General features: G+C 43.9%; 19 protein-coding genes. 3 read left to right on the top strand and 16 right to left on the bottom strand.

All coding sequences use genetic code 11. The features are described 5' to 3' along the window. Nucleotides 1-23: 23 nt before the first annotated feature. The 15 genes from bshB1 to ACRBG0_RS11955 form a co-directional block, all read right to left on the bottom strand. The gene (gene bshB1 / locus ACRBG0_RS12025; protein WP_431487133.1) at nt 24-770 is read right to left on the bottom strand and encodes a bacillithiol biosynthesis deacetylase BshB1; all 747 of its coding nucleotides are present in this window, start codon (nt 768-770) and stop codon (nt 24-26) included. An 8-nt stretch (nt 771-778) separates the two neighbouring features. Continuing rightward, nucleotides 779-1,246: a hypothetical protein gene (locus tag ACRBG0_RS12020; RefSeq protein WP_431487132.1), complete on the bottom strand. Its 468-nt coding sequence runs from the start codon at nt 1,244-1,246 to the stop codon at nt 779-781. A gap of 42 nt (nt 1,247-1,288) precedes the next feature. After that, on the bottom strand, nt 1,289-2,212 hold the full coding sequence (locus tag ACRBG0_RS12015) for an NAD-dependent epimerase/dehydratase family protein (protein WP_431487131.1): 924 nt from the start codon (nt 2,210-2,212) through the stop codon (nt 1,289-1,291). 50 nt (nt 2,213-2,262) lie between these two features. After that, nucleotides 2,263-2,961 (bottom strand): phosphoadenylyl-sulfate reductase, encoded by a 699-nt coding sequence (locus tag ACRBG0_RS12010; protein WP_431487130.1) that lies wholly within the window; start codon nt 2,959-2,961, stop codon nt 2,263-2,265. A 154-nt stretch (nt 2,962-3,115) separates the two neighbouring features. Next, nucleotides 3,116-3,877 carry a LytR/AlgR family response regulator transcription factor gene (locus ACRBG0_RS12005; protein ID WP_431487129.1) on the bottom strand — a complete coding sequence of 254 codons (762 nt, stop codon included), beginning with the start codon at nt 3,875-3,877 and terminating at the stop codon, nt 3,116-3,118. An 11-nt stretch (nt 3,878-3,888) separates the two neighbouring features. Beyond that, a complete protein-coding gene (locus ACRBG0_RS12000) occupies nt 3,889-4,908 on the bottom strand; it encodes a histidine kinase (RefSeq protein ID WP_431487128.1) in 1,020 nt (339 codons plus the stop codon). After that, nucleotides 4,905-5,912 carry a sensor histidine kinase gene (locus ACRBG0_RS11995; protein ID WP_431487127.1) on the bottom strand — a complete coding sequence of 336 codons (1,008 nt, stop codon included), beginning with the start codon at nt 5,910-5,912 and terminating at the stop codon, nt 4,905-4,907. Before ACRBG0_RS11995 ends, ACRBG0_RS12000 begins: the two co-directional genes overlap by 4 nt. A 20-nt stretch (nt 5,913-5,932) precedes the next feature. Next, complete coding sequence (locus tag ACRBG0_RS11990; RefSeq protein ID WP_431487126.1) at nt 5,933-7,411, bottom strand: hypothetical protein; 1,479 nt, start codon at nt 7,409-7,411, stop codon at nt 5,933-5,935. 326 nt (nt 7,412-7,737) lie between these two features. Continuing rightward, nucleotides 7,738-8,826, bottom strand: coding sequence for a magnesium/cobalt transporter CorA (gene corA / locus ACRBG0_RS11985; protein WP_431487125.1), 1,089 nt, complete (start codon nt 8,824-8,826; stop codon nt 7,738-7,740). Then, nucleotides 8,826-9,671, bottom strand: coding sequence for a mechanosensitive ion channel family protein (locus tag ACRBG0_RS11980; RefSeq protein WP_431487124.1), 846 nt, complete (start codon nt 9,669-9,671; stop codon nt 8,826-8,828). The genes corA and ACRBG0_RS11980 overlap by 1 nt, the downstream gene beginning before the upstream one ends. 56 nt (nt 9,672-9,727) lie before the next feature. After that, nucleotides 9,728-13,042: a M36 family metallopeptidase gene (locus ACRBG0_RS11975; RefSeq protein ID WP_431487123.1), complete on the bottom strand. Its 3,315-nt coding sequence runs from the start codon at nt 13,040-13,042 to the stop codon at nt 9,728-9,730. A 94-nt stretch (nt 13,043-13,136) separates the two neighbouring features. Then, entirely contained in the window at nt 13,137-13,982 is an 846-nt protein-coding gene (locus tag ACRBG0_RS11970; protein ID WP_431487122.1) for a T9SS type A sorting domain-containing protein, read from the bottom strand. A 100-nt stretch (nt 13,983-14,082) separates the two neighbouring features. Continuing rightward, the gene (locus tag ACRBG0_RS11965; RefSeq protein WP_431487121.1) at nt 14,083-15,309 is read right to left on the bottom strand and encodes a hypothetical protein; all 1,227 of its coding nucleotides are present in this window, start codon (nt 15,307-15,309) and stop codon (nt 14,083-14,085) included. Nucleotides 15,310-15,909: 600 nt separating this feature from the next. Next, the gene (locus ACRBG0_RS11960) at nt 15,910-19,068 is read right to left on the bottom strand and encodes a T9SS type A sorting domain-containing protein (RefSeq protein ID WP_431487120.1); all 3,159 of its coding nucleotides are present in this window, start codon (nt 19,066-19,068) and stop codon (nt 15,910-15,912) included. 194 nt (nt 19,069-19,262) lie between these two features. After that, nucleotides 19,263-22,403: a M36 family metallopeptidase gene (locus ACRBG0_RS11955; RefSeq protein ID WP_431487119.1), complete on the bottom strand. Its 3,141-nt coding sequence runs from the start codon at nt 22,401-22,403 to the stop codon at nt 19,263-19,265. Nucleotides 22,404-22,620: 217 nt separating this feature from the next. Here ACRBG0_RS11955 and ACRBG0_RS11950 point away from each other — a divergent pair, with 217 nt between their 5' ends. From ACRBG0_RS11950 to ACRBG0_RS11940, 3 genes are all read left to right on the top strand, one after another. Then, a complete protein-coding gene (locus tag ACRBG0_RS11950; RefSeq protein WP_431487118.1) occupies nt 22,621-23,568 on the top strand; it encodes a DUF4382 domain-containing protein in 948 nt (315 codons plus the stop codon). 134 nt (nt 23,569-23,702) lie between these two features. Further along, the gene (locus tag ACRBG0_RS11945) at nt 23,703-24,320 is read left to right on the top strand and encodes an RNA polymerase sigma factor (RefSeq protein WP_431487117.1); all 618 of its coding nucleotides are present in this window, start codon (nt 23,703-23,705) and stop codon (nt 24,318-24,320) included. 1 nt (nt 24,321) lies between these two features. Beyond that, complete coding sequence (locus ACRBG0_RS11940) at nt 24,322-25,116, top strand: anti-sigma factor (RefSeq protein WP_431487116.1); 795 nt, start codon at nt 24,322-24,324, stop codon at nt 25,114-25,116. 281 nt (nt 25,117-25,397) lie between these two features. Here ACRBG0_RS11940 and ACRBG0_RS11935 read toward each other — a convergent pair whose 3' ends face one another. Next, nucleotides 25,398-26,348 (bottom strand): LysR substrate-binding domain-containing protein, encoded by a 951-nt coding sequence (locus tag ACRBG0_RS11935; protein WP_431487115.1) that lies wholly within the window; start codon nt 26,346-26,348, stop codon nt 25,398-25,400. Between the last annotated feature and the right edge of the window lie 112 nt (nt 26,349-26,460).

Raw genomic sequence — 26,460 nt, 5'->3', positions numbered from 1 at the left:
TCTGACTATGTGATAAAATGCATCTAACCTAAACTGAAGAGATCCTTCACACCAGGTACACGTGTGACATTGAAGCCCTCTGCGAAGTCATAACCTGTTTCACGACCATAGCTGGCGGCTTTCGCGCGTAAGAAGTTTTTGAATTGAGCGCCACTAATCGGTGTACTTACCTCTTGTGCATATTCCTCTGCCTCAGGGCTATGAAACTGTGAGGTATACGCCATGATAATTTCCATTTTCCGGTCGATATACGGTGTAATATCTACTACAAAATCAGGTGTGAGGTTACGATCTTGAATGTAATGGAAAACATTATCTGGCCGCCATTTTTCTTGCGGATTTCCCTCCTTGTCTTTGGTTTCTATCCTCAGGAGGCCGCTGTAAAAACAGGCTTCTGCCACTAATTTTGCTGCGCGACCATGATCTGGATGCCGATCGTGTAGAGCATTTGCCAATACAATAGTAGGCTGACAGGCCCGAATAAACTGAATAACTTTGGTGGTGTTTTCCGGCGTGATTTGGAAAAAACCATCCGCCATGTCAGCATTCCAGCGAAAGCTGACGCCCATCATTTCGGCAGCTTTATTTGCTTCCCTTCTTCGAATTTCTGCGCTGCCTCTACTTCCTAATTCACCACGAGTGAGATCAAGTAACCCCACCGTTTTGCCCTCCTCCATGTGTCGGAGCAAAGTGCCACTACAGGCTAATTCAATATCATCTGGATGAACACCAATGGCTAAAATATCTACTTTTTGTACGCAAGCTCCCATAGCTAGATTTAGTTTCTTTTGATACGTACACTAGCAACCGGATTCAGAGAGAATTGTTGCTGATAAGTTCTTCTTTCCTGATCAAAAAAAGTGAAATGGAGTTGAAAATCTTTACGGAGTCGCTGATCTGCCGTAGCCTCTAGTAAAATACTATAAGTTCCTCCTTGGGGAATGGCTTGGCCAGCTACCTGATTTTTGACGACAACATCTGCGCGGCCGGTAACAACGAGAGCACTTAGGGTTACTCCAGCACCAGGGTTGGTGATCTTAAGAAAAGCGTCACGCCCCAAGGGAGCAATCTGAAACGATTGAACAACCAATCCCGAATGCTTTATCTTCGAACGAGAAACTGCTCGGACAATAAGCACCAATAAAATGATTAGAATAATCAAGCTACCAATGCCCACTCCAAAAACGAGAAGTGGGTCATAGGCCTGTAGCCATTCTGGAAGATAAGTGGATATTGTGGATTCCATAAGTAGTATCGGTCCACAAAGGTAAAAATATTAACCAGCTAACTACTTGGTACGAAAAGAAAATACCGCTTGAAAAGCCTGAACTTCATCCAGTAAACTAATTTCGGGCATTCTCAACTGTTCCCAAAGTGTAGTTGGCAATACCAAACTGATATTCCGCCGGGGCATATTAGGGTTAATATTAATCGTTTCCAACTCTGGATATAAGACCTTTACAGAAAGTAAAATATCATTAATCGAAAAATTATGCTCTGCCAAATTGTAAACACCGGATTCAACCGGGCTATTTAACAATTGCCGTAAAGCAGTGGCCAATTTATCGACATGAATGAAAGAACGCTGTTGTTCTCCTGATCCCTGAATACTGACACGTCCCTCAAAATGTGCCTCAAAAATGAAGCGATTAATGACAGCATCTATCCGATAAGCAGGGTTATAACCGTATACATTCCCCGAACGGACAACATGAATTTTCATCTTGTTGCGTAAGCGAAGTACTTGCTCCTCGCCTGCTAGTTTAGCAATGCCATAGTACGACTTTGGGCTCGGCGCGCTTTGTTCATCAACTGCCTTTTCTGAATTACCGTAAACAGAAGCGCTACTCAAATAAATGAGATGTTGTACTCCCTCTTGCTCCGCTGCATAAACAACCTGGGCTGTTCCCCAATGGTTGATCTGATCGAAGCTGTGAGCATCCATATCCGCAAAGGGAGTGGTTACTTTTGCAGCCAAATGAAACACAACAGATACCCCTTTCAAGGTTTGATTCAACTTGCGACCATCTAAAATATCGCCATGCACAAACCGAATCGGCTTTTCATTAAACTTTTGGTGATCAAAGAATGCATAGTTCCTGCGAGACAGGTTATCATAAATAATGATCTCGCTAATCTCTGGGGCAAACATCAATTGGCGTACCAAAGCGTAGCCTATGTAACCGGCACCACCGGTAATAAGTACTTTCATATTGATTTATTCCTTCTCTAACATCATTTAATAAGGATGCTATACATCATTTACGATCCACCTGCAAGATCTGTATGTAGGCCACACTCTGTTTTCTTGAGTCCTGCCCAGCGCCCACCACGGTCGTTCGGGTCACCGAGGTTGAACTTTTGAGTGCAGGGAGCGCAGCCAATACTCAAATAGCCTTTTGTTTCCAGCGGATGAGGAGGCAAATTATGTAGCTTCCTATATTGGTGAATCATCTTATTGTTCCAATCCAGCATGGGATGAAAGCGAGTCGTCCCGAAAGGTCCAGAAGCTTCTAATTGAAAGTTTTTTCGATTCGCACTTTGGTCACGGCGCACACCTGTAATCCAAACATCATACTCTCCAAGCAACGGCTCCATGGGTTTCGTCTTATTCAAATAACAACAATACGCCGGATCACTAGCGAAATGAAAGCGCCCCACAGCGTCACGTTGAGCTAGTTTAGGCACCGCTGATTCTACATTAATCACCTTCAAACCGAGTTGTTCTGCTATCTGATCTCTATACTCCAGCGTCTCTGGGAAATGAAAACCCGTTTGAAGAAATGCTATCGGAATATTCGCATCCAATTCACTGATCAGATGTAGCATCGGAATACTATGGGTCTGGAATGAAGAGGAAGCAAATACTTTTAATCCGGCCTCCCTGTAGGCACCTAGCCTTTCGGCAAAAAGCTCACGCTGGACAACGAGTTCTTCGGGGATAGCTGCTATTGCTGACATCAATAATCATTTTCAGAAAAAAAGCCCAGTACAGAAAGTTATCTTACCATACTAAGCTATCAATTTAATGTATATGCAAAGCAAAGATAGGTATTCAAGACTTTAAATCCTAGTTACTTTATAGACTTTAAAGAAAATGATTAAATAATAAACGTTATCCCTGCCCCGCCAACCAATTTTTAAAATCTCCTACGCGGTCACGACTTACGATAATCTCGTGATCGCTAGCCAGTCCAACAACACTCACCTTGAGGCGGCTACTAGAATAAACTACAACATCTTGGATGGCATTAATCTGTAGGATATAAGATCGATTAGTGCGAAAAAAAGACTTGGGATCAAGCATTCCCTCTAGTTCACTGAGGGTGTAATCCAACACGTACTTACGGCTTTCCAGATGGTGTAGGCTTACCAGCCTCCCCTCTGCCGAAAAGTAGCTAATTTCACTTGTACGCACCGATTGGATTTTATTACCCCGACGAACGAGGAAACGATCCTTGTAACGAGCTTTTTCTGCGCCAATTAAGCCAGCCGAGACATCCGTGTTTGTCCATTGATTACGCAAGCGTTTAAACTTATCCAAGGCTTGCGAGAGCTGGGTGAACGTGATAGGCTTGAGTAGATAATCAATACTATTGACTTGAAAAGCATCAATCGCATACTCATCATAGGCGGTCGTAAAAACAATAGGCTTATTAATTTCCATTTGCTGAAAAATGGAAAAACTCAGTTCTTCGTGTAATTGTATATCTACGAATAGAAGATCCACCTTATCCAGGTACTGACGGAGCCAACTAACTGCTGTACTTACATTATTCAGCTGGGCAAGCACCTCCGTTTCAGAGTCATATTTTGTCAGATAGCGAGCTAGTTTTTTCGCAGCTAGTGGTTCATCTTCAATGATAACAACTTTCATGAACAACAGGGTTAAGGGAGTTCGATAATAGGTAGTCTGATCGTTTTCTTGCCACCTTCCTCAATCAAGCAAACGGCCTCCTGGCTATAGACAGCGTAACTCTCAACAACAGGTGTCAGTTGTGCTAAACTGAGTGACTCCCGAATGCGTTCCAAACACGGATAGCTTACCTGATACGAATTTTCATTTTGCAACAAAACAATGGGTAATTCTTGGTCTGAAATAACAATACTGCTTCGAATAATCGCCTCTACGATCAGTAACAATGTTCCTGGGACAACATGGCCTTTCAAACCTGTAGGATGCTGCCAAGCAATTTTCCGGTAAGGCAAATGACCTAATAACGCGATCAATTCCTGTAGCACTATCAGTTCTTCGTGAATAGGCACCAACTCCTTACGTCGACCGGTCAAAACATAACGATACACTGCGGCAAGGTGGTCAAGCATATCATCTGCCAAATCCTTATTATCATACAGGTAAACGATGAGTGTTTCCAGACTTTCCAATAACAAATCAGGGTTAATCCCTCGTTTGAATTGGTGAAAATCAGCGATGATTCCTGCCCTCAGCTGCTGTTCCTCCTGTAGCTGTTCTTCATTATTTATAAATAATAACTGGTGGCTGACGTACAAGCTAATTTGCCCCCCAGCAAGCACCCCGAAAATACCGCAAAAAAGAATGAGCTCTGAAGCGGCCGGCTGATAACCAAGTGCTTTGACGTAGTAAAAATCCACTGCTAAACCGACCAGCAAAATACTGGTAAAGAAAGCCAACATCGTATACCCCGCCACCGTCCAGGCAAGCCCCTCCTGCCAACGAATCTTCAGCAAGGGACGCAAACATTGCAATATAGCCTCCTGTATTAGTAATGCCAGTCCTATACTAAAATAGAGTTCGCCCCCTAGGAAAGCCTCCTCTAACTGGCTCACATTATTGTTGAACAATAGGATCAGCATGTAGGCTACACTACCTACAATTAGTGGGGTGAGTAAGCGAAAAAAGGGTTTTCGGAGAAAAAATTTCTTCATCGTAAAAGGGGGATTTTAACGATGAATTGATCTTCCTTCTTGATCACAATTTTCCGTTCAGATAATAACTCATAGCGAGCCCTGAGGTTAGCCAATCCTACTTCAAAGGATTCCTTTTCCTCGGAGGTTTCGTTTGTATTATTGATCACCCATAACCAATCTTGGTTTGTCAGGATTTTGATGCGGAGTATTTCCTCTGCCCCTGGGCGATTGTGTTTAATCGCGTTCTCTACCAAGAGTTGCACTCCTAGTGGTGGCACCTTGAGATGGTCGGTGCTTGCTGCCACATCTAATTCAATGTTCAGGTGATCTGCGAATCGGGTTTTTAGCAGGTAATAATAAGACTGTACAAACTGCAATTCGTCTTTCAACGGAACCAAATTTTTCCCGTAAGTCTCTAAAGTGTATTGATAAGCATGTGCCAGACGACGAATAAACTGTTCTGCACGCTGCTCGTCTTCATGTAGCAACGCAGAAATGGTATTAAGGCTATTGAATAAAAAGTGGGGCTGTAATTGATTACTCAGGGCCTTCCACTGTAAGTCCATTTGTGCTCTTTCGTGGCGAAGCGTTGCTAGTTTAATTTTACCATGATAACGATAGGAATAGAGTGCAAAATAAACGACGGTATATAGCAGAACCAACAACAATAGAATTAGCGCGGCCTTGATCAACAAGGGAGAGAACGTCGCCCAAGTGAGCACTGGCAAACCAGTGAACAAGGCATAAGATCGCAATCCCAGCCAGCCAAAAGAAAACGCCACAATGGTATTACTAATCCAGCCTATCAGCCAACGCAAGCCCGGTTGTTGGTGCCAGTCGAGCCAGCGGTCGAGCTGCCGGGACAAGTAAAAAACACCATAAGCCAACAATATTCCCCAAACAATCCACGGCCACCAGAGGGGTTGGTGAGCACCGGCCTGCTCCAGGTCTCCGCTCAAGAGGAAACGTAAAAACAGGCCGGTGAGGCTACCCAGGAAGAGGATCAATAATTGGCGTTTCAATACTTTACGTTTAGAGCTTCTTAGTTGACAGCTTTCGCAGCCCGTCCGTAGTATGTTTCGGAAGATATATTCCCGGCTACTTGCAAGTAGGCTTCTTTCACACTGCCTCCACGGCGCTTGGCCTCAGCAGCAAAAGTACTTAGGGCTTCTGTAAGATAATGATCAGAATCAATTTTGCCACATGCCTGGAGAATTTCAATGACTTGCGCGTCCGAAAGAGAAGACAAGTTGGTGGAGCGTTCGATTTCTTTCATTACTTCCATACTGTAAGTTCCAGAACCAACTGTGCCTACGGCTTTCAAGAAAGAAGTAAGAGGTATGCGGCTGGCATTTTGCTTACGAAGTACATGAACAAGCGCTTCCTTCAGGTAATGATCGGACTCAACCTCTTCACCCATCACGGTGAGCAAAAGGCTTAAATCTTCTTTTGACAACTCGCGATCAGACATCGCTTTTACCACTTCACAACTGTAGTGATCAGATTCGACGGTTCTCAATGCTTCTGTTAATGCTCTAAACGACTGACTATTGAGGTTGGTTTCCCGAATCGCATCCTTTAGAACTTCACTGAGATAGTGGTCTGATTGAATACTACGACTAACTTTGAGCAATTGATCCAATCCTGAGTTACTTAAATCTCGGTAGCGTAACACATCAATGAGTACAGAAGAAAGATAATGATCGGATTGGATATTATCCGCACCACTAAGGAGATCAACGAGCAAAGCATCGCTTACTTCAGAAGAACGGTTTATCTTTTGAAAAACCTCATTGGAATAGTGATCGGAATCAATTTTTGTCATCGCAACTTTGAACGCTGATAAGCGTGCCGGGTTTTTCAGAAGTACAGAAATATTATCCCTCAATAATTCAGATAAATAATGATCCGATTCAATTTCGGTCCCCATTAACTGAACGACCTGATCCACTTCATTTTCCTGAAGTGATTTGCATAGGATCAGTTTCAGATAAGCAGCTTTTACGTAATCGCCTTCCAACTTGCGCACCTCTTGTGCAAAGGCTGTGATGCCACCGGAGGTATAGATACGATCAACCCGGTCTTCGGCGGCCAGTGTACTGGAACGCACGACTACTGGCAGAACTTCTGCCAACCAGGTGCGGCCTTCCGGTTCATAATCCTTCTGCGACCAACCTACATAATATTTGCGAATCATGTTACCGGAGCGATCTGCCTCAATCTGCACACGGCGCTTTGAGCCAAAAGCAGACTTACTAACCTTCAGGTAGCCTCCGGCTGAAATAGCGACAACGTCACGGTCATCGTCTGAAAGCGTAATATAACCTTCATATTCAATGCTAAAGTTTGTACCGTTTTGGCAAATCGTAAACTTTTGGCGTTGCTTATTGTCCTCGTTTATGGTAATGGAATTGGACGATGTACTAACGGTTTGTGCACTACTCAAAAGCGGAAAAGCCAAAAGCACACACAGTAAAAACAAAAAGAAAGAACGGTGGATAATGATGTCGGGTGATTTCATCGGTCTTGTTTTTTTCTATACCCGTTACGAAATGATTTGTGCGTTTATCCCTTGCTGTTTTTACTTAGAACTTCATTGGAAAGCCTTGCCGATACTAAGACGTCGACTGCGTTTTCCGCCTCATCCTAAACAAAAATAGCTGCGGCCTAAATCTTCAACCCATTTCATGCCGGGTATAAATGGTGATATAAACTCAACGCCCACAAAGGTGCAGTGTAACCACAAGACAAGAAAAACCGATGTAATGAATGGTAGAAATAGTGTAATGAATGGTTTTCCCTTTGTCCAACAGGGACATTTATTGAATTACCAGCAAAAATCTGCTATCAAAACCACTTCTTACGCTGAAAGTACCACAGCATTCCCAGTACCATCACGCCCATGATACTGAGCAGGTAAAAATAGCCATTGGGCCAACTCAACTCTGGGATATACTCGAAATTCATCCCGTACAGCCCTGTAAAAAAGCCCAGGGGAATAAATATGGTAGAAATAATAGTGAGCACTTGCATGACATTGTTCATCCTGAAACTCAGCTCTGATAGGTAGAGGTCATGCAAGCTATTGAGCATATCGCGATAAGTCTCTACCAAATCGGTGACCTGAACAACATGGTCACGCAAATCTCGTAAATAGACCAATGTATCGTCCGTTACCATATTATTTGACAATCGGTCGAAGCCTCCTACGACTTCACGTAAAGGAGCAATGGAACGACGTGCCAATAACATTTCCTGCTTGAGGTCATGAATTTGGCCTTTCAGCTCACGATCCGCATCTTTAAGAATAGCGGCTTCAATTTGTTCTATAGCGATCTCTACTTCATCGATAACCAGATAGTAGCGGTCGGTCACAACATCCATTAAGGCGTAAGCCAAGTAATCAGCACCTTTCTTTCGTACTCTTCCTTTCTCTTCGCGAACACGTTGGCGAATGTCGGCGAATAAATCTGTCTCCGACTCTTGGAAGCTAACTAAAAATGCATCCCCCAAGTAGATAGCAACCTGCTCATAGCTCATTTTGCGAGTCTCCTGATCAAAATGCAGTGCTCGCAGAGAAATCATTATTCCATTAGGATATTCGTCCAGCTTGGGCCGCTGGGTAGTATCGGCAATATCTTCGAGGGCTAGCGGGTGGATATTAAACACCTTACCGAACTCTTCAATCAACTCCGTATCGTGCATTCCCCTTACATCATACCACTGGGTGTATTCGGGTATCGGGGCATGAAAACTAGTAATCGAACGATTATCAACTTCTTGTTCATTAAAGGTTGATTCATTAAATTCGAGGTAATGAATCTTTACTTCTTCCACCTTGCGTTCGCCTGTAAAAACAACGGCACCGGGTTGTTGTCCCAGTTTTTTGCGCTTGTTATCCCGGCGGGCCTGTTTGTTGTGCTTGCTAGGTTTCACTACGATTTTGTTTTCTGAACAATCGTCCGGTGTGGATAAGGGATTTCAATACCTTCCCGATCAAAACGCTTCTTAATACTTTCGTAAAGATCACAGCCTAAAACAAAAGAGTCAGCCTGACCTTCTGCCCAAGCCCAGGCACGCAGCAATACCCCAGAATCCTGTAAAGCTAGCAACCTTACCATCACAACAGGCTCACCGGCGGCAATTTGTTCTGCATTCCGGTTATCAATCAAAAGAGGATGAGCCATAGTTTCTTCTCTCATGATTTGCTTAGCTAAATCGATATCACTTTCATAACTGATGCCTATTTCAATCCACTTACAAATCTTCCCGTCTCCAAAATCTGCATTAACTACAATTTCATCACTGATTAGTGCATTCGGAATGATAATGCGGCGATTTTCAAAATTTCTAATCACCGTATGTCTGAGCGTTATATCTTCAATAACACCACTCATATCTCTCACTGTTATCCGATCATTTACCCGAAAGGGTTTAAAAATTACAATAAACATACCGCTTATCACATTACTCAGCGCATGCTGAGAAGCAAAACCTACAGCTACCGCCAATATACCAGCACCAGCCAACATAGAACTTGCCAACCCTCGCAGTTCAGGCACCGTGTACACAGCAACACCAATACCAACAAGGTAAATGACCCCAATGATCAAGTGCCGAAGAAATAGATAATTTGTAGGGTCATTTTTCATCTCATCCGTCGAGCGCTTGATGAGGCTTCTAAAAAATCGACCTACCAAGGCTGCCAGGATAACTGTTCCAATCAGGATTCCTACAGCTAAGCCATAATAGCTAGCGTGCTCCAACACTTGTTCTTCCATTTCAGTAATTCAATTTTGTCAAAGCTACGAAAATCAAGAACGATTACAGTCAGTTTTCAACTCTTCACCCACTTTTTCGTAACGACATTGTCTCCGTTGATAAAATGAAGATGATAGCAACCTCTTGGCCAATTGCTGGTCTCAATTTCAAGGTAAGCCCCCATTATTTCCTCCTGCCATACGTGTCCATAGACATCTACGACTTGCAAGCGAAGTGTGGACATGGGAGGTTCATCTACTACTACAAAAAGCTGTTCTGTACCAGGGTTCGGGAAAATATTAATCAAAGAACCAGCGGTTCCCCCCAACTTTGCAGCAACTATCTCAGAATAAGAAAAACGGCCATCGTAATCCTCTTGGTAAAGGCGGTAGAAGTATTCCTCTCCATATCTTACTTCATAATCCGGAAATTGATACTCGCCAGTGGGGTCAGCGGGAATCCAGCTCAAGCGCTCCCAAACGGGTGAAGAAGAAGACCATCGTTCCAGCCAAAACCCTCTATTGGTTCCATTTTCTACGGTATGCCAGTCAACATTGATATGATCTTTTTTAGCAGTAGCAAAAACAGACAACCACTCTACAGGCAGAGCTCCCGGGGTATAGTAAATAGTGCCTACTTCTCCAACGTCATCACAGCTACCGTACCCTTGGGCAGAGGTTACACAAGCTTCATTGAGCAATGAATGCATATCTAAAAGAAAGAAATCATCCAGGTACCAGCCTTCACAAGCTCCAGCAGGGCCATTGCATTCTCCGGTGTCGGTGGATTCATCGGCTGCATAGCGAAAACGTATCGTTTGTGCGCCCGTATATGCAGAAAGGTCGATTACTGTCCGTCGCCATCCTCCGCTGTAATCAGTATAACCAGATCGGCCACTGAGCGTAGAAAACGGGATGGGGACGCCGATGGGAGTAGGGAGTGCATCGTACATGTATCCCGTGTAAGGAAATTCTCGAATGTTGCTACCCAAATCATTCCAACTGCTACCATCCAATATTTCAATAACGCCGCCATCAATGCCGCTTTCGAGATCAAACCATTGCCAAAACATCAGTTGATTAGCGGTGGCCGTAGGCGTAATATTTAACAGCAAAGAGCTTTCTGTAAGCAGAGGCAATGAGGGATGAAACCATGCCAGCGACGAACCACTGCCAGGGTTTGTCTGCCCGCTATCTGTGATCCACTGCCCGGCAGGAACGAAGGCCGAAGAGAGCCCTTCTACAGGGTCAGCAAAAATAGCGGTAGTTCCTTCCATTGCGGTAATAGTGCCACTGAACGTACGGGTAATAGTGCCTCCAGAAGCAAGGCTCACCGGTGGCCAGGAGATGCTATTACCAATCCGAATTCCACCATTGGAGATTTGGCCATTGGTAACGGTAAGGTTACTCGAAAAATCATCGGTAATTTCTACTTGACTGAGGCTCTGATCGGTATTATTCGTGATGGTAAGTGTATAGGTTACGGTTTCTCCTATTTCTGCCTCTTCTTTATCAACCGTTTTCTCGATTTTAAGGGTAGGACTATCAAAAGAAGCTATACCACCAGCCTGAGCATCAACGCCAAGGCCACGGCGGGCAAAAATATTCCAGAGCAATTCTTCATCTGCCGAGCCGTAAAGGGCCGTATTTGCAGCCATTACAGCATCCCTCATATCGGGAAAGCTGGGGCTACAAGCGGTCATTTTCAGGCCTTCAATTACTATTTTCAAGGCTCTGATGTTGCCAGCAGTGCTATTTGTAAGTCGCCAATTGGGTTCAAAACCATACTTGTTTATCAGTGCCCAGGCCATATCCCATAGCATGGTACACCAAAGCGTACCCACGCCGTGAGGCGCCTGAAGCTGATCCAATTGATCGTAGGTAAGATCATTACAAGTTGTTGCCGGACAGTCCATATCCGTAGAATAAAATCGCGAGCGAATCCCTTTCCCTCCAGCCCCTTGCTTGAGGACATAATTCCCTATCGAGCGTACGCCTTCTCCAAGGGCTGATTCTTCGATGACGCCATCGTCATCACTATCAATCGTTAGCAGAAGGGCTACAAAATCACTCCAGCCTTCTCCTCCTTGTTCAAAATTCCCAAGGCAAGTTACATTCCCTGCACCGCCTACTAATCGAAAAGACAAGCCATGAGCGTACTCGTGGGCGATGATTACATTATCAAAACTTGCATCCCTGAAATCACCATTCAGTTGGGTGTCCCACAAGAACATCCGCATGGTGGGGCTACTACCGTCAGCAGGAGTACTAAAAGTTGCGTTGTTAATCCCTGAACCATCCTGGGCACGCGCCAAAACAGGGTCACCTCCTCCCCCACTTGAAAAATTGAGTGCCTGAAAATTGCCGGCCCCTTCATCAAAACCATGCTGATAAAGGATATCATGGCAAAGGTTGTTCCATACGAAAAGATTTGTGATGGCGTCTTCTAAATAAGATTGTGGGGTATTAGATGATAAATCTGAGGTATAGCTAAAATCGAGGGTATTGCCAACAGGAAATGGCACATTACCAGCCAGGTAAGTTCCGAGTGCGGGGTCACGGGTAATCGCTATCGGTGGAGGGTTGGCAATGGTTCCCACAGGCGCATAATAAGCATAGACGTGATTGCCCTGGGTATAATAGTATTCCGTAGTGGCACCATCTCCATCACCGTCATGCCAACCGTGCGGGGCCGCGACGGGATCAATCAAGAGGCTTCCGGTGGTCAATGTTCTACTACCATATACTGGAGAGGGTACACCTGGAGAAAAATGATTGTACTGCCCTGGAAAACCACCAACAATAGTGGAAGTATTCTCTTCTTTTAATTCTATCCTTTCATCCCTAAAATGGGCATTTCCACAACCGTCTTCATGGCTTTCAAAATGACAACTAACGGTCAGGTTTCTTTGTTTTAAAATCTTTTTACTTTCTACTTCATAGATGATCTGCCACAGGTTATCCTCATATTCAAAAATTGTTTCTGCCGCTAAACGTAACTCTTCGTCAAACCACCATCCTAAACGGGGCGACTGATGAATAAAAGGAGGGTTCACAACGGCATCAAGGTGGGAAACGCGGGCCTTACCCAAAAGCTCCTCTATGGGCATAAATACATGGTTATCAACAAACAAATAAGAAAAACCGGCTACATCTTCTGAAGAAATCCGTTTCAATTCATCATTAAAGAACACTAATTCTCCGGATTGATCGAAGTGTAAATCAGCCCAACTTTCAAAGACGGGTAAGTCCTGAAAATACGTCTGTAAATACAGGTGAGATACTCCTGAAGCAGCGCTTCGGTGCTCGTCTTGAACAATAAACACCTGCCCCTCCAATGGTTTAATATTTAATTTTCCATAAACAACAGATTCAACTTTTGCAGTCCACATTTCCGAAGAAACCGATTGGCTATTCCCTAAAAAACAAAAACATAGTAGCGAACTTATCGCTACTATGTTTTTTAAACCAGAGGTTCGAAAATTCTTATTTAACAACCACTTCATACTGCCACTGATTATCTTTAGAAAAAACAGTTACATAATATATCCCGGCAGAAAAATCTCCCAGTTCCAATTGTATTTGCTGAGCTTCTTTACTCACCTGTTGGCGAATAAGTTGGCGGCCATTTTGATCATACAAACACAAAACCCGTGGGTTGTCTCCCTTTAGTTCAGGTAATTTAACCTGAAGAAAGTCAGTTGTTGGATTCGGCCAAGCCGTTGCTTCATAGGTCCTTTCGGTCAGTGACTCCGTATTATCAGAACCTGACTGCAAACCGATAATAAGAGGTATAAAAAACTGATTATCATTCACTTGACCTAAAGAAGCGGTCTGTGTACTCGCCCAAAAGAAGGTAGCATAAAGGTTGCCTGTCCCTACGAGTTGCATAGCACTATTCGCATCACTGACGGCACCAATATATTCAGGAATACTGCCCGCAGCGAGGCCATCAAGCGCGCCATTTAGGATACTACTTTCGTTTAATAGTCCGTAGGCTACAAACTGCACAACTGATCCTGTTGGGTCAACTAAAGCGAGGCCACCAGAATCACCTCCTTGTTCAATGTCGTACCAAATGGTGCCATAGCCATTTTGCTGACTGGGTATTATTTGATTGGATAAATCATCTACTTTAGACTGCCATCCATCAGCATGATATTGTACTGCTGACCAACCTGTCAATTGACTTCCAGCTGTGCCTACAATTTCAAATCCTTTCTCGGAAGGATTACTCGCTGTATAGCTAATTTCGTTGATAAAACAAGAAGCTGATTGAGCGTTCAAAACGAGGGAAAACACCAGCATTGCCGGCAGCAAAAAATATTTCATATCCGTGTAGTACATTTCTTGTAATCAATAGCATTTAAAATGCTGTAAATCTGCATTTTAAATATAAACACAATATACAGTATACAATACTAAAAAGCAACTATTTCCCGCTAGGAATCGCAAAAAAATCAGCAATTTCTTTCAATTGTCTTGTTACACTTTTTAAACCGTCTTTTTCTTCCGTTTCTTCTAATATTTTACGAAATTTTTTAGCGTATTGGTCTCTACCATTCTCGATATATTTGGCTGCATAATAAAAACCCATAATTGTTAAATCATTTTCTTCGTTGAGTACTTTATTTTTTGCTGTTTTTTTATACCTGCGAAAAGTTTTTTCAACTTGTGCAAAATCCTGTAACGCAAAATTCCCCATTATCAGGGTTGTATAAATAGCATCCAACTTCATTTTGAAAGAAACTTGCTGGTAAAAAAGCAAAAGTGATTCTATGTTTTGAACACTTTGGCGAATCATATCCTTGTTCCCCAACAAAAGTAATCCAGCATACACCGAACTAAGTCCTACGTATCGTTGTACAAATTTTTCTTCCAGGGTAGGTTTAGCCAATATAGCCGCACACCTTACTCGCAAATAGTCTATTTGTTTTTTTATTTCTTCTGGTAGTTCTTGCTCATAATTAGGTTTGTAACTACCATAATAACTACTTACCAAATGGCTGCTTTGAATAAATATGGAATTTAGTTCTGGTAAATTGACAAAGCTATTCCAGAACAGTTCCGTTTTACCATCTTCTGTAATTTTCTGTGCTTCCAGTAGAATATTGGCAATATTGGGCTGCCGAAAAAGGTAGTGCAGCTTTAAGAAGTGCACTTTCGGCATAAGGTTATACAGATAGGGCTTGATAACATGCTCGTTTTTTTGCACACTTTCCTCAATTTCTATGAGGGTATTAAAATTTTCTTCTGTAAAAAAACTTGGCGCTCTCTGGAGATAAAGGAGGTAGGAAATATTTAATCGGGCTAATATTTGTACAGAATAATTGTCTGTTTTCGCCAAATCTTTGAGTCGATTTAATTGCGTTTCATGTTCAGCAGGAGGAATAGCTTTTCCATCAACAGATAACCTACCAGCAATCAACAACTTAATCTCATTTAGCTGTTGTTCAATGGTTATAAATTCACTAACCTTTCCATAAAGTTTGACCGTTTCCTGTAACGATCCTTCATAAGTAGCCGTTTGTGCTTGAATTTGGAGGACCTTGATCAAGGTTGAAAAATCTTCGACTTTTTCACAAACATCTCTTAGGATGTTTCCCAACTCGATAGCTTCTTCCAACTGGCCGGTATTGATTAACTCTTGGAGTTTCACAATATTGGGTGCCAGATAATTAGGGTAATTTTTCGCTAAAAAGGAAGTCTGTCGAAAAGTATGATAAGCTAACTGGAACAGCTTTTTCATATCTTTTTCATCCGCTGGTTTTTCACCGTAGACTAAGCGATACAACTCCGGAGAATCTTGCTCTACCCGGAAATCTCGATCTATAATATCGACCAAAGCCAAGGGGTAATAAGACCTAACGCTTACCTCTTTTAAGTATTGCCGGAATTTTTGGAGATGAAAATCATCAAGTAATTTAACCGTTTTTTCAATTACTAGCATACCACGCTTGTTTAATGGTGCATGGTCTTTGGGTGTTTTGAAGAGTTGTTCTGCGGAGGTTATTTCAGGGGAAATTATCACAACAAAACACCTCTTGAGCTTTATTTTTTCAGGCAGTGTAGTTCGCTTCTGCTCGAAAAGTAATGTTTTCTTGTAAATAAAAAAAAACGCCAGCGAAAAACCGCTGACGTTCACTTCAAGAAACGTACACTAAAAGTGTCTATTTTCGTCTGTTCCTTTGGTATTCAAGCCGATTAATTTTCACAAATCTTCCCCCGAAGATCTGATAGAACAACCGGCTTTCCTTAATTAAGGAACAATGACGATGGTCTCTGTTCCGGTAGATTCATTTGACCGCCAGTTCAGGAAATAAGTTCCTGGCTGAAGACCACTGACATCTATGGTTTGTGAAGTACCGGATGACAAGATCAAGTTTCGTACGATTCCCCCCCGGGTATCCAGAATTCTGATCTCGAAATCCGACAATATGGTAGCAGAAGGTGTAATTGTCAGGTTTGATCTCACCGGATTAGGGTAAGCTTTTAACTGACCATCTAGCACTTTCCGTTCTACTATTTTGATGGGTGAATAGGAATATTCTCCCGAATAATCATACTGTACAAGCCGGTAATAGTTCGGGCCAGCCTGTGGTTTTTCATGGTAAAAGTGGTAGCTTTTTTCCTGCGTAAAATTACCTGCACCATTTTCTTCGCCGATGACGGTAAAGTCGCGGCCGTTGGTCGAGTGTTCGATGGCAAAGTAATCGTTATTTACTTCACCTGCGGTCACCCATTGTAATGCGGTTACTGCATTTTCTTGAAGGCGAGCTTCAAAAGAAATCAAGTTCACAGGTAAAGGAGATCCCACAACACCTACCCCTAATCCAAGGTTTAACAGGGTATTCAATTCCACCTCAAGGGTAATATTGCTGGTATTAAAAGTCCCCACTAAGGTTGGTTCAAGCGCAATAGTAAAGTCACCGAAGTTTGAGCTATTCACTAAGTCAATGGGATTATCGGCAACTGTTACTATTTGCATTTGAGTTCGGGAACGGCCGGTTGCAATTTCCCAAGCAATAATTTCAGCCTGGGTAAAATACATCCGAGCCGTAACCGATTGGGGAGTATTGGGGATATTTTCGCTAACTATTCGCATGGTCTTGGATGCCAATGCATTACTACTTTCTTCATTCCAGAAGTTAACCGCATTGACACCGGCACTGATCCGGCTACGGTCTATTGTAATGGATGTACAACCAAAGTCAAAATCACTATCATTTTCAAGGGTCATCAGTAAGCGGCCACTCACTGGATCGTAAACATTCATGGTCGATTGTGGCCCAAAATCGTAAGCAGGGGCATTCGCTGTATTCACTTCTTCCTGTACGGAAACGGGTGCGCGGCTGCTTCCTTTGATGCTAATATTATCAATATTCAAAGGTGGATCGAATGCAACCAATTCATCATTTTCCCACCGAAAGGCCAAACGCATATTGGCACACCCATTAGCGGATGCCGGCAAATCCAGCGTCATTTCAGTAGCCATCAATTCATTCACCAAAGGCTCACTGATGACCGTCCAATTCTGGCCATCATCATTGGAAAAAAGTACGGTGCCGTAATCGAAAAGGTCGCCAGTAGTAGCATCTTGTTCGCCAAAGCATACATAATCAAAGGAAAGTTCGAGATCGGTAAACAAGGAAGCATCAATTACAGGAGAAATCAACATCACATTGGCTCCCGTCAAACCATCGTAGCTATGAAGATTGGCGGGCAAATCAGTACGGCTGATGTAGACACTTTGAGCAATACCTGTTGCCGGGCTACCTGCGACCCATTCAACATTAGCCCCGGCAACACTTTGCTGGGTCCAATTACCTAAGCCAGCAGAAAACCCTTCCTGAAACAACGTCACATTAGGCTGAAAGCCAGCTAATTCTGGAGAGTAGTCATCATCAGCAAGTAAAAGGGTATGCACCTGGCGGTAACTAGCGGCAACACCCGCTCCTGATACATCGATAATTTCGAGGTTAATGCTTTCCAAAGATTCAATTTTTGTGTCTTCATTGATATCTACGAGAAGGTCAACCGAAGTGGATGTTCCGGAGGAAAAAATAATTGTATTGTTTAATAATTCATAGTCTTCTTGATCAGCAGTGCCGCTGGATACTGCGACGGTCACCGTTACGGTACCTGAAGGAACCTCCGTAATTTCTAACCCAACGGCTACTTGTCCAATATTGCAGCTACTTCCTTCTGTCACCGAACTCATAGAAGTACTAAAAGCAACATAAGCCTGTGGCGGAAATAATGCCGGAGAAAAAGGCAACTCCATCCGGCGAGGAGAATTCAACATTACGGTACGGGCACGTGTTTTTTGATCTTCGGTAAAGATATTCATACAAGCATCATCGCTATAATCCATATAGTTTTCAACCATGTCTTCCGTTGGATCAGCCATTGGGTCGTCTATAAGGTTACAAGGAGACGTTTTATCTTCCGGACAACCGTAGTTGGCCATATCTGAATTGGGGGTATCTTCACAAAAATCATCTTCGGAACAACTACAACCTGGAACCGGCGCACCAAGGTTACAGCCCAAGCCATCTCCCCAGATATGGCGTAAACCAATCCAGTGTCCTACTTCGTGCGTTGCTGTTCGGCCCAAGTGATAAGGAGCATCCAGCAGAAAAGAACCATCATCAAGGTCCGCTGTACCAAAACTTTGGTAGCGAATAACTACTCCGTCTGTCGTCGCTTCTTCGCCAGAGCTAGGAAGGCCGGCCAATCCTGAGCCTTCCGGAAACTGAGCATATCCAAGTGTGGTATCATCTGGCGCAACAAATTTCACCGACCACATATTCATGTATTCCGTGGTCTCCCAAACGGTAGCTGCTTTAATGGTATTTTCCAAATCATCAACCGTTACACCATCCTGGTTGATATTGCGGCGATTAATGCCATTGGTGGCAGAGCCATCGGGGGCTGTTTGAGCCATTACGAACTCTATCTGCAAATCTGCACCAACAGGGTCTTCATTATAACCACGGGAACCTAAAATTTTACGAAAATCCTCGTTCATTACCTGTATTTGCGAAAGTGCTTGAGCGTCTGTAATATTTGGAGCGGTACCAATTGCTTCTCCATTATGAAGAATGTGTACCACTACCGGGATTTGAATGACCACTGCCCTATTGGGTCCAGTTTTTCTGCGAGTTTTGTACTCTGCAACCTTCGGTGCCAGCCATTCTTCAAAGGTCTGGATAGAAGGAAGATTGGGATTATTGATCTGGCGAATAGCATTCACCTCTACCGAGGAACAGCGCCGCAGGCCATCTGGCCCGACAGCCTGTTCCTGGAGAAGTGTCGAAAAGGAAACTTGGGTGTATGTGGCTCCTATCACTAAAAAAAAGGCAAGGAGCGTTGAGAGTAGTTTTTTGAAGCTATTGAGTGTAGTGTAGTTTCTCATGACTAAAATGCTTTGTGTACGTTTTCTTTCGTTCTTTCTTGATACATCAAAACTACGCCCAGAATGAGGGATTCATTCTCTAATCTGATATTTGAAAAAGCATGGGAAAAAAAAGGAACCCAATCGAAATTCCGACTGGGTTCCGGAACTATTAATTCAGAAATGTTTATTTGTAAAGGTTAAAACCGGTTTACTTACTCGACAATCAACTTCTTGCTTACCAGGTTGTCTCCTTCTTGAATCTGCACGAGATAGATACCAGCAGGCCAGTTGCTTACATCTAAAGATTGTTGCTTATTGTTCATCTCGCTTGTATACATCACTTGGCCACGCGCATCCATCACTCGGAGAGCTGCTGCTTCTGTCCAGTTGTTACGGAAGATTTGAACTTGGGTAGAACTTGGATTAGGAGCCAGTTCAAAATCACTGCTCACTGTAGCCAAAGTGTTGTTGCGGGCCGAAGGAACAGCTTGTGGTGTAGTGCTTTGCCCTTTTAGTTCTGTATTATTTACATCGAGAATAAGTATCTCGTCGGTAGCTTGTCCGGTGACAGCACCATTAGCCATTGAGAAGCTAGCAGTATTGGTTACGGTATAAGGATCATTGACCAATTCTACATCATCAATAAACCATCCTTCTGCGGCAGTCAGTACATCCGAAGCAAAACGGTAACGTAGGCGCAAGGTTTGTCCTGCAAATGGGCTCAAGTCTGCCATTGAATGGATAAATGCGCCAGAGTTACCGCCGAAGCAGAATCCATTAATCAGTGGGTTATCCGCTACAGCTACAAAGTTGTTGTAACCATTTTCTACAAACAATGGTCCGAGATCTGTCCAGGTTATTCCATCATCATTTGAGACCTCTACCATCCCGCCATCAAAGTTTTCTTCTGTGTTGAAACGGTGGGCAAAGCGTAGGTGAGTACCACTGGTTACACTCAATGGTTCATTCCAGGTGAGGGTAAGATTACTGAAATTGTCAGGATTGGTTGTCTTGAAAGAATAGTTGCCGCTGAAAGCATCTTCTGTCGTCCAAACGAACTGGTTTAAGCCAGGGGATACTGTCCAACCAAAAGGATTGTCTTCCAGGTCATCGCGCAGTAGCATTTCTGCTTGGCTAGGCGTATTTACACTCAAGGTAACGGTGATGGTATAGGTACTGTTGGCAGGTACACTGATCCCAGAGAAAACAAGCTCATTCCCAGCAGAAACAAAGCTATCGGATGCATTAACCACAGTGGTTCCAGCAGGCATTTCCTCTGTTACTTCGATTCCTCCGATTGCAGTTTCAGCGTTATTGATAATATTAATTTGTACGTCCATGGTACCGCCATTGCTGGCTAAACTCACTACTTCTGTCGTCATTTCTACCGAAGGCAGGCAATAGGTCGCTGGCATATCAAAAGCTTCCGTCTCATCACCGCGGCCGTTGGTACCAGACTGTGCACTGAAGCCCAAGCCGCGCTTAGCAAACGCTTCCCAAATCAGGCACTTGTTGGCACCACCATACAGAAGCTGATCAGCTGCCAAGATAGCATCACGTTGTTCCACGAAAGTGGGAGAACAAGGCTGTAACTTCAGGCCAGTCATGACCAATTGGATCGCTATATTATTACCGCCATTACCATTCACGATATCCGTATCATAACCATAGGCATCTACCAATTTTGCTGTCATTTCCCACAGCATGGTGGCCCAGATAAAGCCAACACCGTGTGGGGCTGAAATTTCGCTATTGTTTAGATCTCCATAAGTGTAATCGTTGATAGAAAAATCAGTGCTGTAACGTGCAGGGCGAATGCCGTCTCCGTCAGGAGCTTCCCCGAAAACGTAAGAACCAATACCACGGCCTTCTGCAAATACGGCAGGTACCGAGTTGGGGTTCATGGTAATCATATAACCGAAGAAATCACTCCATCCTTCACCGCTTTGCTCGTCGCCACCAAGGCAAGTAGCTGCCGGACCGCCCGTCAGGCGGGTAGAAATACCGTGGCCATATTCGTGCAGAATAACACCATTATCAAAATCACCGTCAATCAGTGGTACACCTGTCCAAAGAAACATCTGCATCCTGCCAGGCAGGCCATCTGCTAAAGTCAGGAAATTGGCGTTATCAACCCCTGAACCATCTTGTGCTTCTGCTAAAACAGCATCGTTTCCTGCACCGCCACGCCCGAAGTTGGTAGACTGAAAGTTACCTGCTGCTTCGGTAAAGCCGTAAGGGTAGAAAATATCGTGGATCAAGTTGTTCCAGTAAAACAGGTTGGTGATTGCTGCGTCGCGAAAAGCAACTGGTGGCAGACTGAGGTCGGCATCAAAATCAAAAACCAGTGGCTGCTGACCAGGCAAACCGCCTACAGCAGGAATACCAGTACTTGCAGGACCAGGATCTTGGTAGGCATATACATTGTTTCCTTTGGTGATATTGTGCTGCAACAAACCATCATTGTGCCAGCCAAGCGGAGAAGCTGTTGGATCACCACTAGCGCCCACTAGCGTGCGCTCACCGAAGGTTGGCGCTTCAATCGGCGCATCGTATACACGGTAGAAATTAGCGCCGGAGAAGGCTGCTGTAGCCGTGTTTTGCTGGGTAGACTTTAGCATTTGTTCCAGCTTATTGGGCTGGGTTAGTTCGCACGCTTCCCCGTGGGTATGGTCGTGGCTTCCGGTTTTACTAAACTGACAGTGGATGACCAGATCCTGGCGGTTCAACTCGCGGCCGCTGCGGGCATCGAGGTACATTTGCCAGTAGTTATTTTCATCGAGGGTGTAGATTCCTACCTCCCAGGCGAGGGTGAGATCACCGTTCCGGTTAATGATATATACCAACCTGGCGGGGATGTCCATTGCTGTATAAGCTGTTTGCTCAAAAATGTAGCTGTTAGCATTTTTAGTGGTTTTTTGAGTGAGTTTATCTGCTGCAACGCCTAGGTTGCCCAAAGCCGCCTCTACTGCTTCTGCAGCACTGAGACTAGCTTGTTGGTTACGGGTTTTCTGTGCCAGATTAGCTGTAAAGTGATCGGCATGATAGGCCAATTTTCCGGTGCCATCGAAATGCAGTCCACCTTGCGCATCTACAATAGGAATACCTTGGTACTGCTGTTGTACATATACGTGGGTGAGGCCCGATTTTTCATCCGTATACTGAGCCGTAATTTCCAGTTCATTAAAATCTGCATCCTGAATACGGTCGCTCTTCTCTTGTAGTAAGATTGTTCTTACGTCGTCTGTGGTATAGGTTTTCTGTGCCATTAATCCTGTGCAAAAGAGAATGGCGGCCAGGAGTAAACCGCAGGGCTTAAAAATCCTATTGTGTGGTAGTGTGTACGAATTCATTATATCTGATTTATAAGTTTGTAACAATGAGAAGAGGTTGATTTCAGAAGGGCACTGTTCTTCCTCTTGTTACAAATGTGCAGCAAAACAGGGCCGAAAGACCGCTCGTCTGATATTTGAAAAAGCATGGGAAAAAAAATCAGAAAATAAATTCTCAACCCTATCAGTTCTTAGGTTGATACATTTTTTCCATGAAAATTTTCCAAAAACACATCTTATGACTTATCAAAATGGAAGTTTCAGCACATTGATTATTATACTGATATTCAGCTTTTTATCTTGCGAAAAAGAGAACAACAGCGACCAGCTTCAAGGAGAAGTAGAGGTCGAAATCACAGATGCTCCGGTAGATGACGCGGGCGTTCAAGCGGTCTTTGTAACCATTGCCGATGTACGGATTGATGGCCAATCACTCAATGGATATTCAAAAACTTCACTGGATATTCTGGCTTACCAAAACGGGAATACCGAATTATTAGGTGCTTTGGATTTGGACGCAAAGACTTACAGCAACATCACTTTGGTACTCGATTATGAAACTGACGCTAGTGGCAACAGTCCCGGCTGTTACGTTCTCGATGAAAACGGCAACAAGCAACCGGTTCGCAGCACCAGCGACGAAGTGCGTATTAGCAATAATTTCGACATCATTGCCAATCAAACCACCAAGCTTTTAATTGACTTCGATTTGCGTAAGTGCCTGACCAGAGAGGACACCCCTACTCCACAAGATGAATATGAATTTGTGAGTAGTAGCCGTTTCAACAGCTCCCTGAGGTTGGTCAACCGTAACGAAACCGGCGTCATTGCTGGTAACTGTCAGGATTTCGTTTCCAATAGTGAGACCCTAGTGGTATTTGCTTACCGCAAGGGGACCTACAACCGCGCCAATGAAGTAAATGGCGAAAATGACCTTACATTCCAAGGCGCGGTAACAAGTGCTGTTGTCGCTAACAATGGTGATTATGAGCTTCACTTCTTAGAAGCAGGTGATTATGAAATTCACTTTGCTGCTTTTGAAGATGAAGACAATGACGGTACCACTGAATTGCAGGGCACCCTCTTATTAGATGCTATTACAAGTATTGATTTGGGAGCTATTAAAGTGGATGCACAAGCTACAATTACAGCCAATGTGATCGTCACGGGCATTATTCCGCTATAAAAAATGAACATTATTAACTAAACCTGAGTTAAAGGGGTATCCATCATCAGCGACGGGTACCCTTATTTTATTAACCTACGAATTTTCCGAATTCATTCATCATTTTTTCTACCTTACCGCTGAACAATACTTTAATGACTAACAATTTCGAAAAAAGGGATCAATTAGAGCAGCAAATTGCGCTCCTCCTCAGCCGGTCAGACCGTGCTGCGATTGATCTTATTTATCAAAATTACGCGGAAACGTTACTGGGGGTTATCAAACGTATTGTAGGTTCACACGAGATTGCTGAAGAGGTTCTCCACGATACTTTCATAAAGATCTGGAAAAACGCACTAAAGTACCAACCAGGAAAAGGAAGGTTATTTACCTGGTTTGCCAACATTGCCCGTAATACGGCTATAGATAAAGTGCGTTCTGCAGGTTTTCGTAAAAGCCGAGAAACCACTAGCACCGAAAATCTCGTAAGTATTGATGTATTGGGAAGTGAAGAGTCGAATATAGCAGACGCTGGCCTCCAGAAAGTCCTCGACTCCATCGACCCCAAGTACCGTCAACTGATTGACCTAGCTTATTTCCAGGGATATTCCCAAAGAGAAATCGAAAAAGAACTCGGTATTCCTCTTGGGACAATAAAAACCCGCCTTCGGAAAGCAATTGATCTGTTGCGCGAACAACTCAAGGATGATCATCTCAAGCAACTTTTGACGATCATCGTTACATTAACGAACCTTTTAAACGATTGGCACTGACGTGGACATCAAAGCATACATAGCATCTGGCATTTTGGAGCAATACGCTTTCGACCTGCTCTCTCCTACCGAGAGAAGCGAGGTAGAAGCTAATATCCAGAAATACCCTGAGCTGGTAGAAGAATTGCGTCAGATAGAGTACGCCATAGAGAAATATCTTTCCCTTTATCAAGACAGCCCAAGTCCTGACTTTCAACAACGGCTCAATGACAGCCTGGAGAATATAGTCCCTGACCCATTGCCTACACCTCCAACAACTCCACCTGCTAGTGGTGGTATAAACGGATGGCTCACTGGGCTCGCAATCATTGCCCTAGCTGCTGCCGCTTGGTTATTCTTCGACAACCAACAAAAAGACCGCAACTATCAGGAGCTGGCTACTGAATACCAGAATCTGCAACTGGATTGTGATGAAACCACCGAAACCAACCGTGGTTTGCTCAACCAATTGCAGACCATTCGCCAATCGGGCAACAGCCTGATACAAATGCGAGGAACAGATAAAGACACAACGGCTTTCGCCTCAATCATTTACAACACCGAGACGAAGAAATCTTACCTTGACATCGTTAACCTCGCTACCCCTGATGCCGATAAGCAATACCAGCTATGGGCTATCGTAGACGGCACCCCGGTAGACATGGGGGTCTTTGACGTTACCGTTGACACCAACAGCACGCTTCAAGAAGTACCCTTTATTGAGAATGTCCAGGCCTTTGCGGTTACACTGGAACCCAGAGGGGGTAGCATAGTGCCTACGCTAGAGGAGATGGTGGTGGTCGGTACGGCTGGGTAGTGCTCATCCCGATGCTCGGGATTCGCGGAAGTGTTCGCTGCGCTCACGGGGGTATTCGTCCCGATACCTCGGGACTCATGGTGGTGCTCTTCCGACGAATCGGAATCGCGGGAGGTGCTCGCTGCGCTCGCGGTTTTTTGGGCCTCAATAAAGTATACTATCCTTATTTTTACCGAATCCACTATTTCTGAAGGAGTTCCAGTCGGCAATAGTCTCCCTCCTATACGTGATTCTGAAATCCGCGAGCGCAGCGAGTACTAACGCAAGCGCGAGCAAGCACTCTACACTTCCACATTCGTTTTTACCAATAACTTCTCGCCTTTTTGCAAAACAGATTTTGGCACGTTATCCTGGATCACATCATTTAGCTTAAGTAGTAGATGCTTTTTAGGGTCATTATTTAAGAAGATCATACTTATTTCCCTTGCTCTTACTGGGCCTGCTATTTTTTTGATCATGTCCTCATGGCTGGGGGACACATTGAGCGTTGCCAGTTCTGGAAGAAAGGTAAGGCCGCCTTTATGTTCAACAATACGGCGCAATGCTTCGATAGAGTTGCTACCATATTCCAATTGAGGCTTCTGCTTATTCAAACGGGTGAGTTGGCACATATTGTTGACCTGATCACTGAAGCAATTCCCTTCATTGAGGAGCCATAAATCCTCTGTCCTGATGTCTTCCAGGCTGACTTCAGGTTGCTCGAAAAAGGGATGTTTGTAAGAAACATAGAGGAAGAATTTTTCAAAAAACAATGGGACATACTGAAAAGCCAACTGACTGGCTATAGGTGTGGATATTATCCCCCCGTTGAGCTCGCCATCCAGAATACCACGTACGATATCTTTGGTCATCATCTCCTGAACATTAAGCTTGATTCGGGGATGTTTCTCCTGTAAATCCTGAATAAAAAACGGCACCAGGTAAGGAGCAAGCGTAGGAATGATTCCAACGGTTAAAGAACCTTCCACATCCTCTTCTAATTGGAGAGCAAACTCCTTGAGTTGTTGGGCTTCCAGCAATACCATTTGAGCCCGTTCCAGAAAACGCCTTCCTGTGGGTGTTGCTTTTATGGGCTTAGTTTGCCGGTCAAAAACAGCAAAACCCAGCTCATTTTCCAGCTTTGTAATCTGCTGACTGATAGCCGGCTGACTGAGGCCAGCCTTTTTTGCGGCCTTGCTGAAAGAGCCGGTTTTTCTTAGATGAAAGGCATACTCAAGCTGCTGAAGTGTCATGGTACCTCCTACTTTTTAATAAGCAAATCTAATAACACTATCATTGGCATTATAATTACTTATTGTAAATTTGGAAATTAATCGACAAGGCTATAACCAAAATTATTTAAAG

Source organism: Lewinella sp. (assembly GCF_050633125.1).
Classification (GTDB): Bacteria; Bacteroidota; Bacteroidia; order Chitinophagales; family Saprospiraceae; genus Lewinella.
Note: the sequence above shows the minus strand (reverse complement) of the source record. Positions and strands in the feature narration are given on the sequence as shown.

Bases quoted from the DNA above. Each gene is read 5' to 3' on its own strand.
- ACRBG0_RS11990 (WP_431487126.1), bottom strand. From the start codon at position 7,411: ATGAAATCACCCGACATCATTATCCACCGTTCTTTCTTTTTGTTTTTA.
- ACRBG0_RS11955 (WP_431487119.1), bottom strand. From the start codon at position 22,403: ATGAATTCGTACACACTACCACACAATAGGATTTTTAAGCCCTGCGGT.
- ACRBG0_RS12000 (WP_431487128.1), bottom strand. From the start codon at position 4,908: ATGAAGAAATTTTTTCTCCGAAAACCCTTTTTTCGCTTACTCACCCCA.
- ACRBG0_RS12015 (WP_431487131.1), bottom strand. From the start codon at position 2,212: ATGAAAGTACTTATTACCGGTGGTGCCGGTTACATAGGCTACGCTTTG.
- ACRBG0_RS11970 (WP_431487122.1), bottom strand. From the start codon at position 13,982: ATGAAATATTTTTTGCTGCCGGCAATGCTGGTGTTTTCCCTCGTTTTG.
- ACRBG0_RS12005 (WP_431487129.1), bottom strand. From the start codon at position 3,877: ATGAAAGTTGTTATCATTGAAGATGAACCACTAGCTGCGAAAAAACTA.
- bshB1 (WP_431487133.1), bottom strand. From the start codon at position 770: ATGGGAGCTTGCGTACAAAAAGTAGATATTTTAGCCATTGGTGTTCAT.
- ACRBG0_RS11935 (WP_431487115.1), bottom strand. From the start codon at position 26,348: ATGACACTTCAGCAGCTTGAGTATGCCTTTCATCTAAGAAAAACCGGC.
- ACRBG0_RS12010 (WP_431487130.1), bottom strand. From the start codon at position 2,961: ATGTCAGCAATAGCAGCTATCCCCGAAGAACTCGTTGTCCAGCGTGAG.
- ACRBG0_RS11975 (WP_431487123.1), bottom strand. From the start codon at position 13,042: ATGTGGACTGCAAAAGTTGAATCTGTTGTTTATGGAAAATTAAATATT.
- ACRBG0_RS12020 (WP_431487132.1), bottom strand. From the start codon at position 1,246: ATGGAATCCACAATATCCACTTATCTTCCAGAATGGCTACAGGCCTAT.
- ACRBG0_RS11950 (WP_431487118.1), top strand. From the start codon at position 22,621: ATGACTTATCAAAATGGAAGTTTCAGCACATTGATTATTATACTGATA.
- ACRBG0_RS11945 (WP_431487117.1), top strand. From the start codon at position 23,703: ATGACTAACAATTTCGAAAAAAGGGATCAATTAGAGCAGCAAATTGCG.
- ACRBG0_RS11980 (WP_431487124.1), bottom strand. From the start codon at position 9,671: ATGGAAGAACAAGTGTTGGAGCACGCTAGCTATTATGGCTTAGCTGTA.
- ACRBG0_RS11960 (WP_431487120.1), bottom strand. From the start codon at position 19,068: ATGAGAAACTACACTACACTCAATAGCTTCAAAAAACTACTCTCAACG.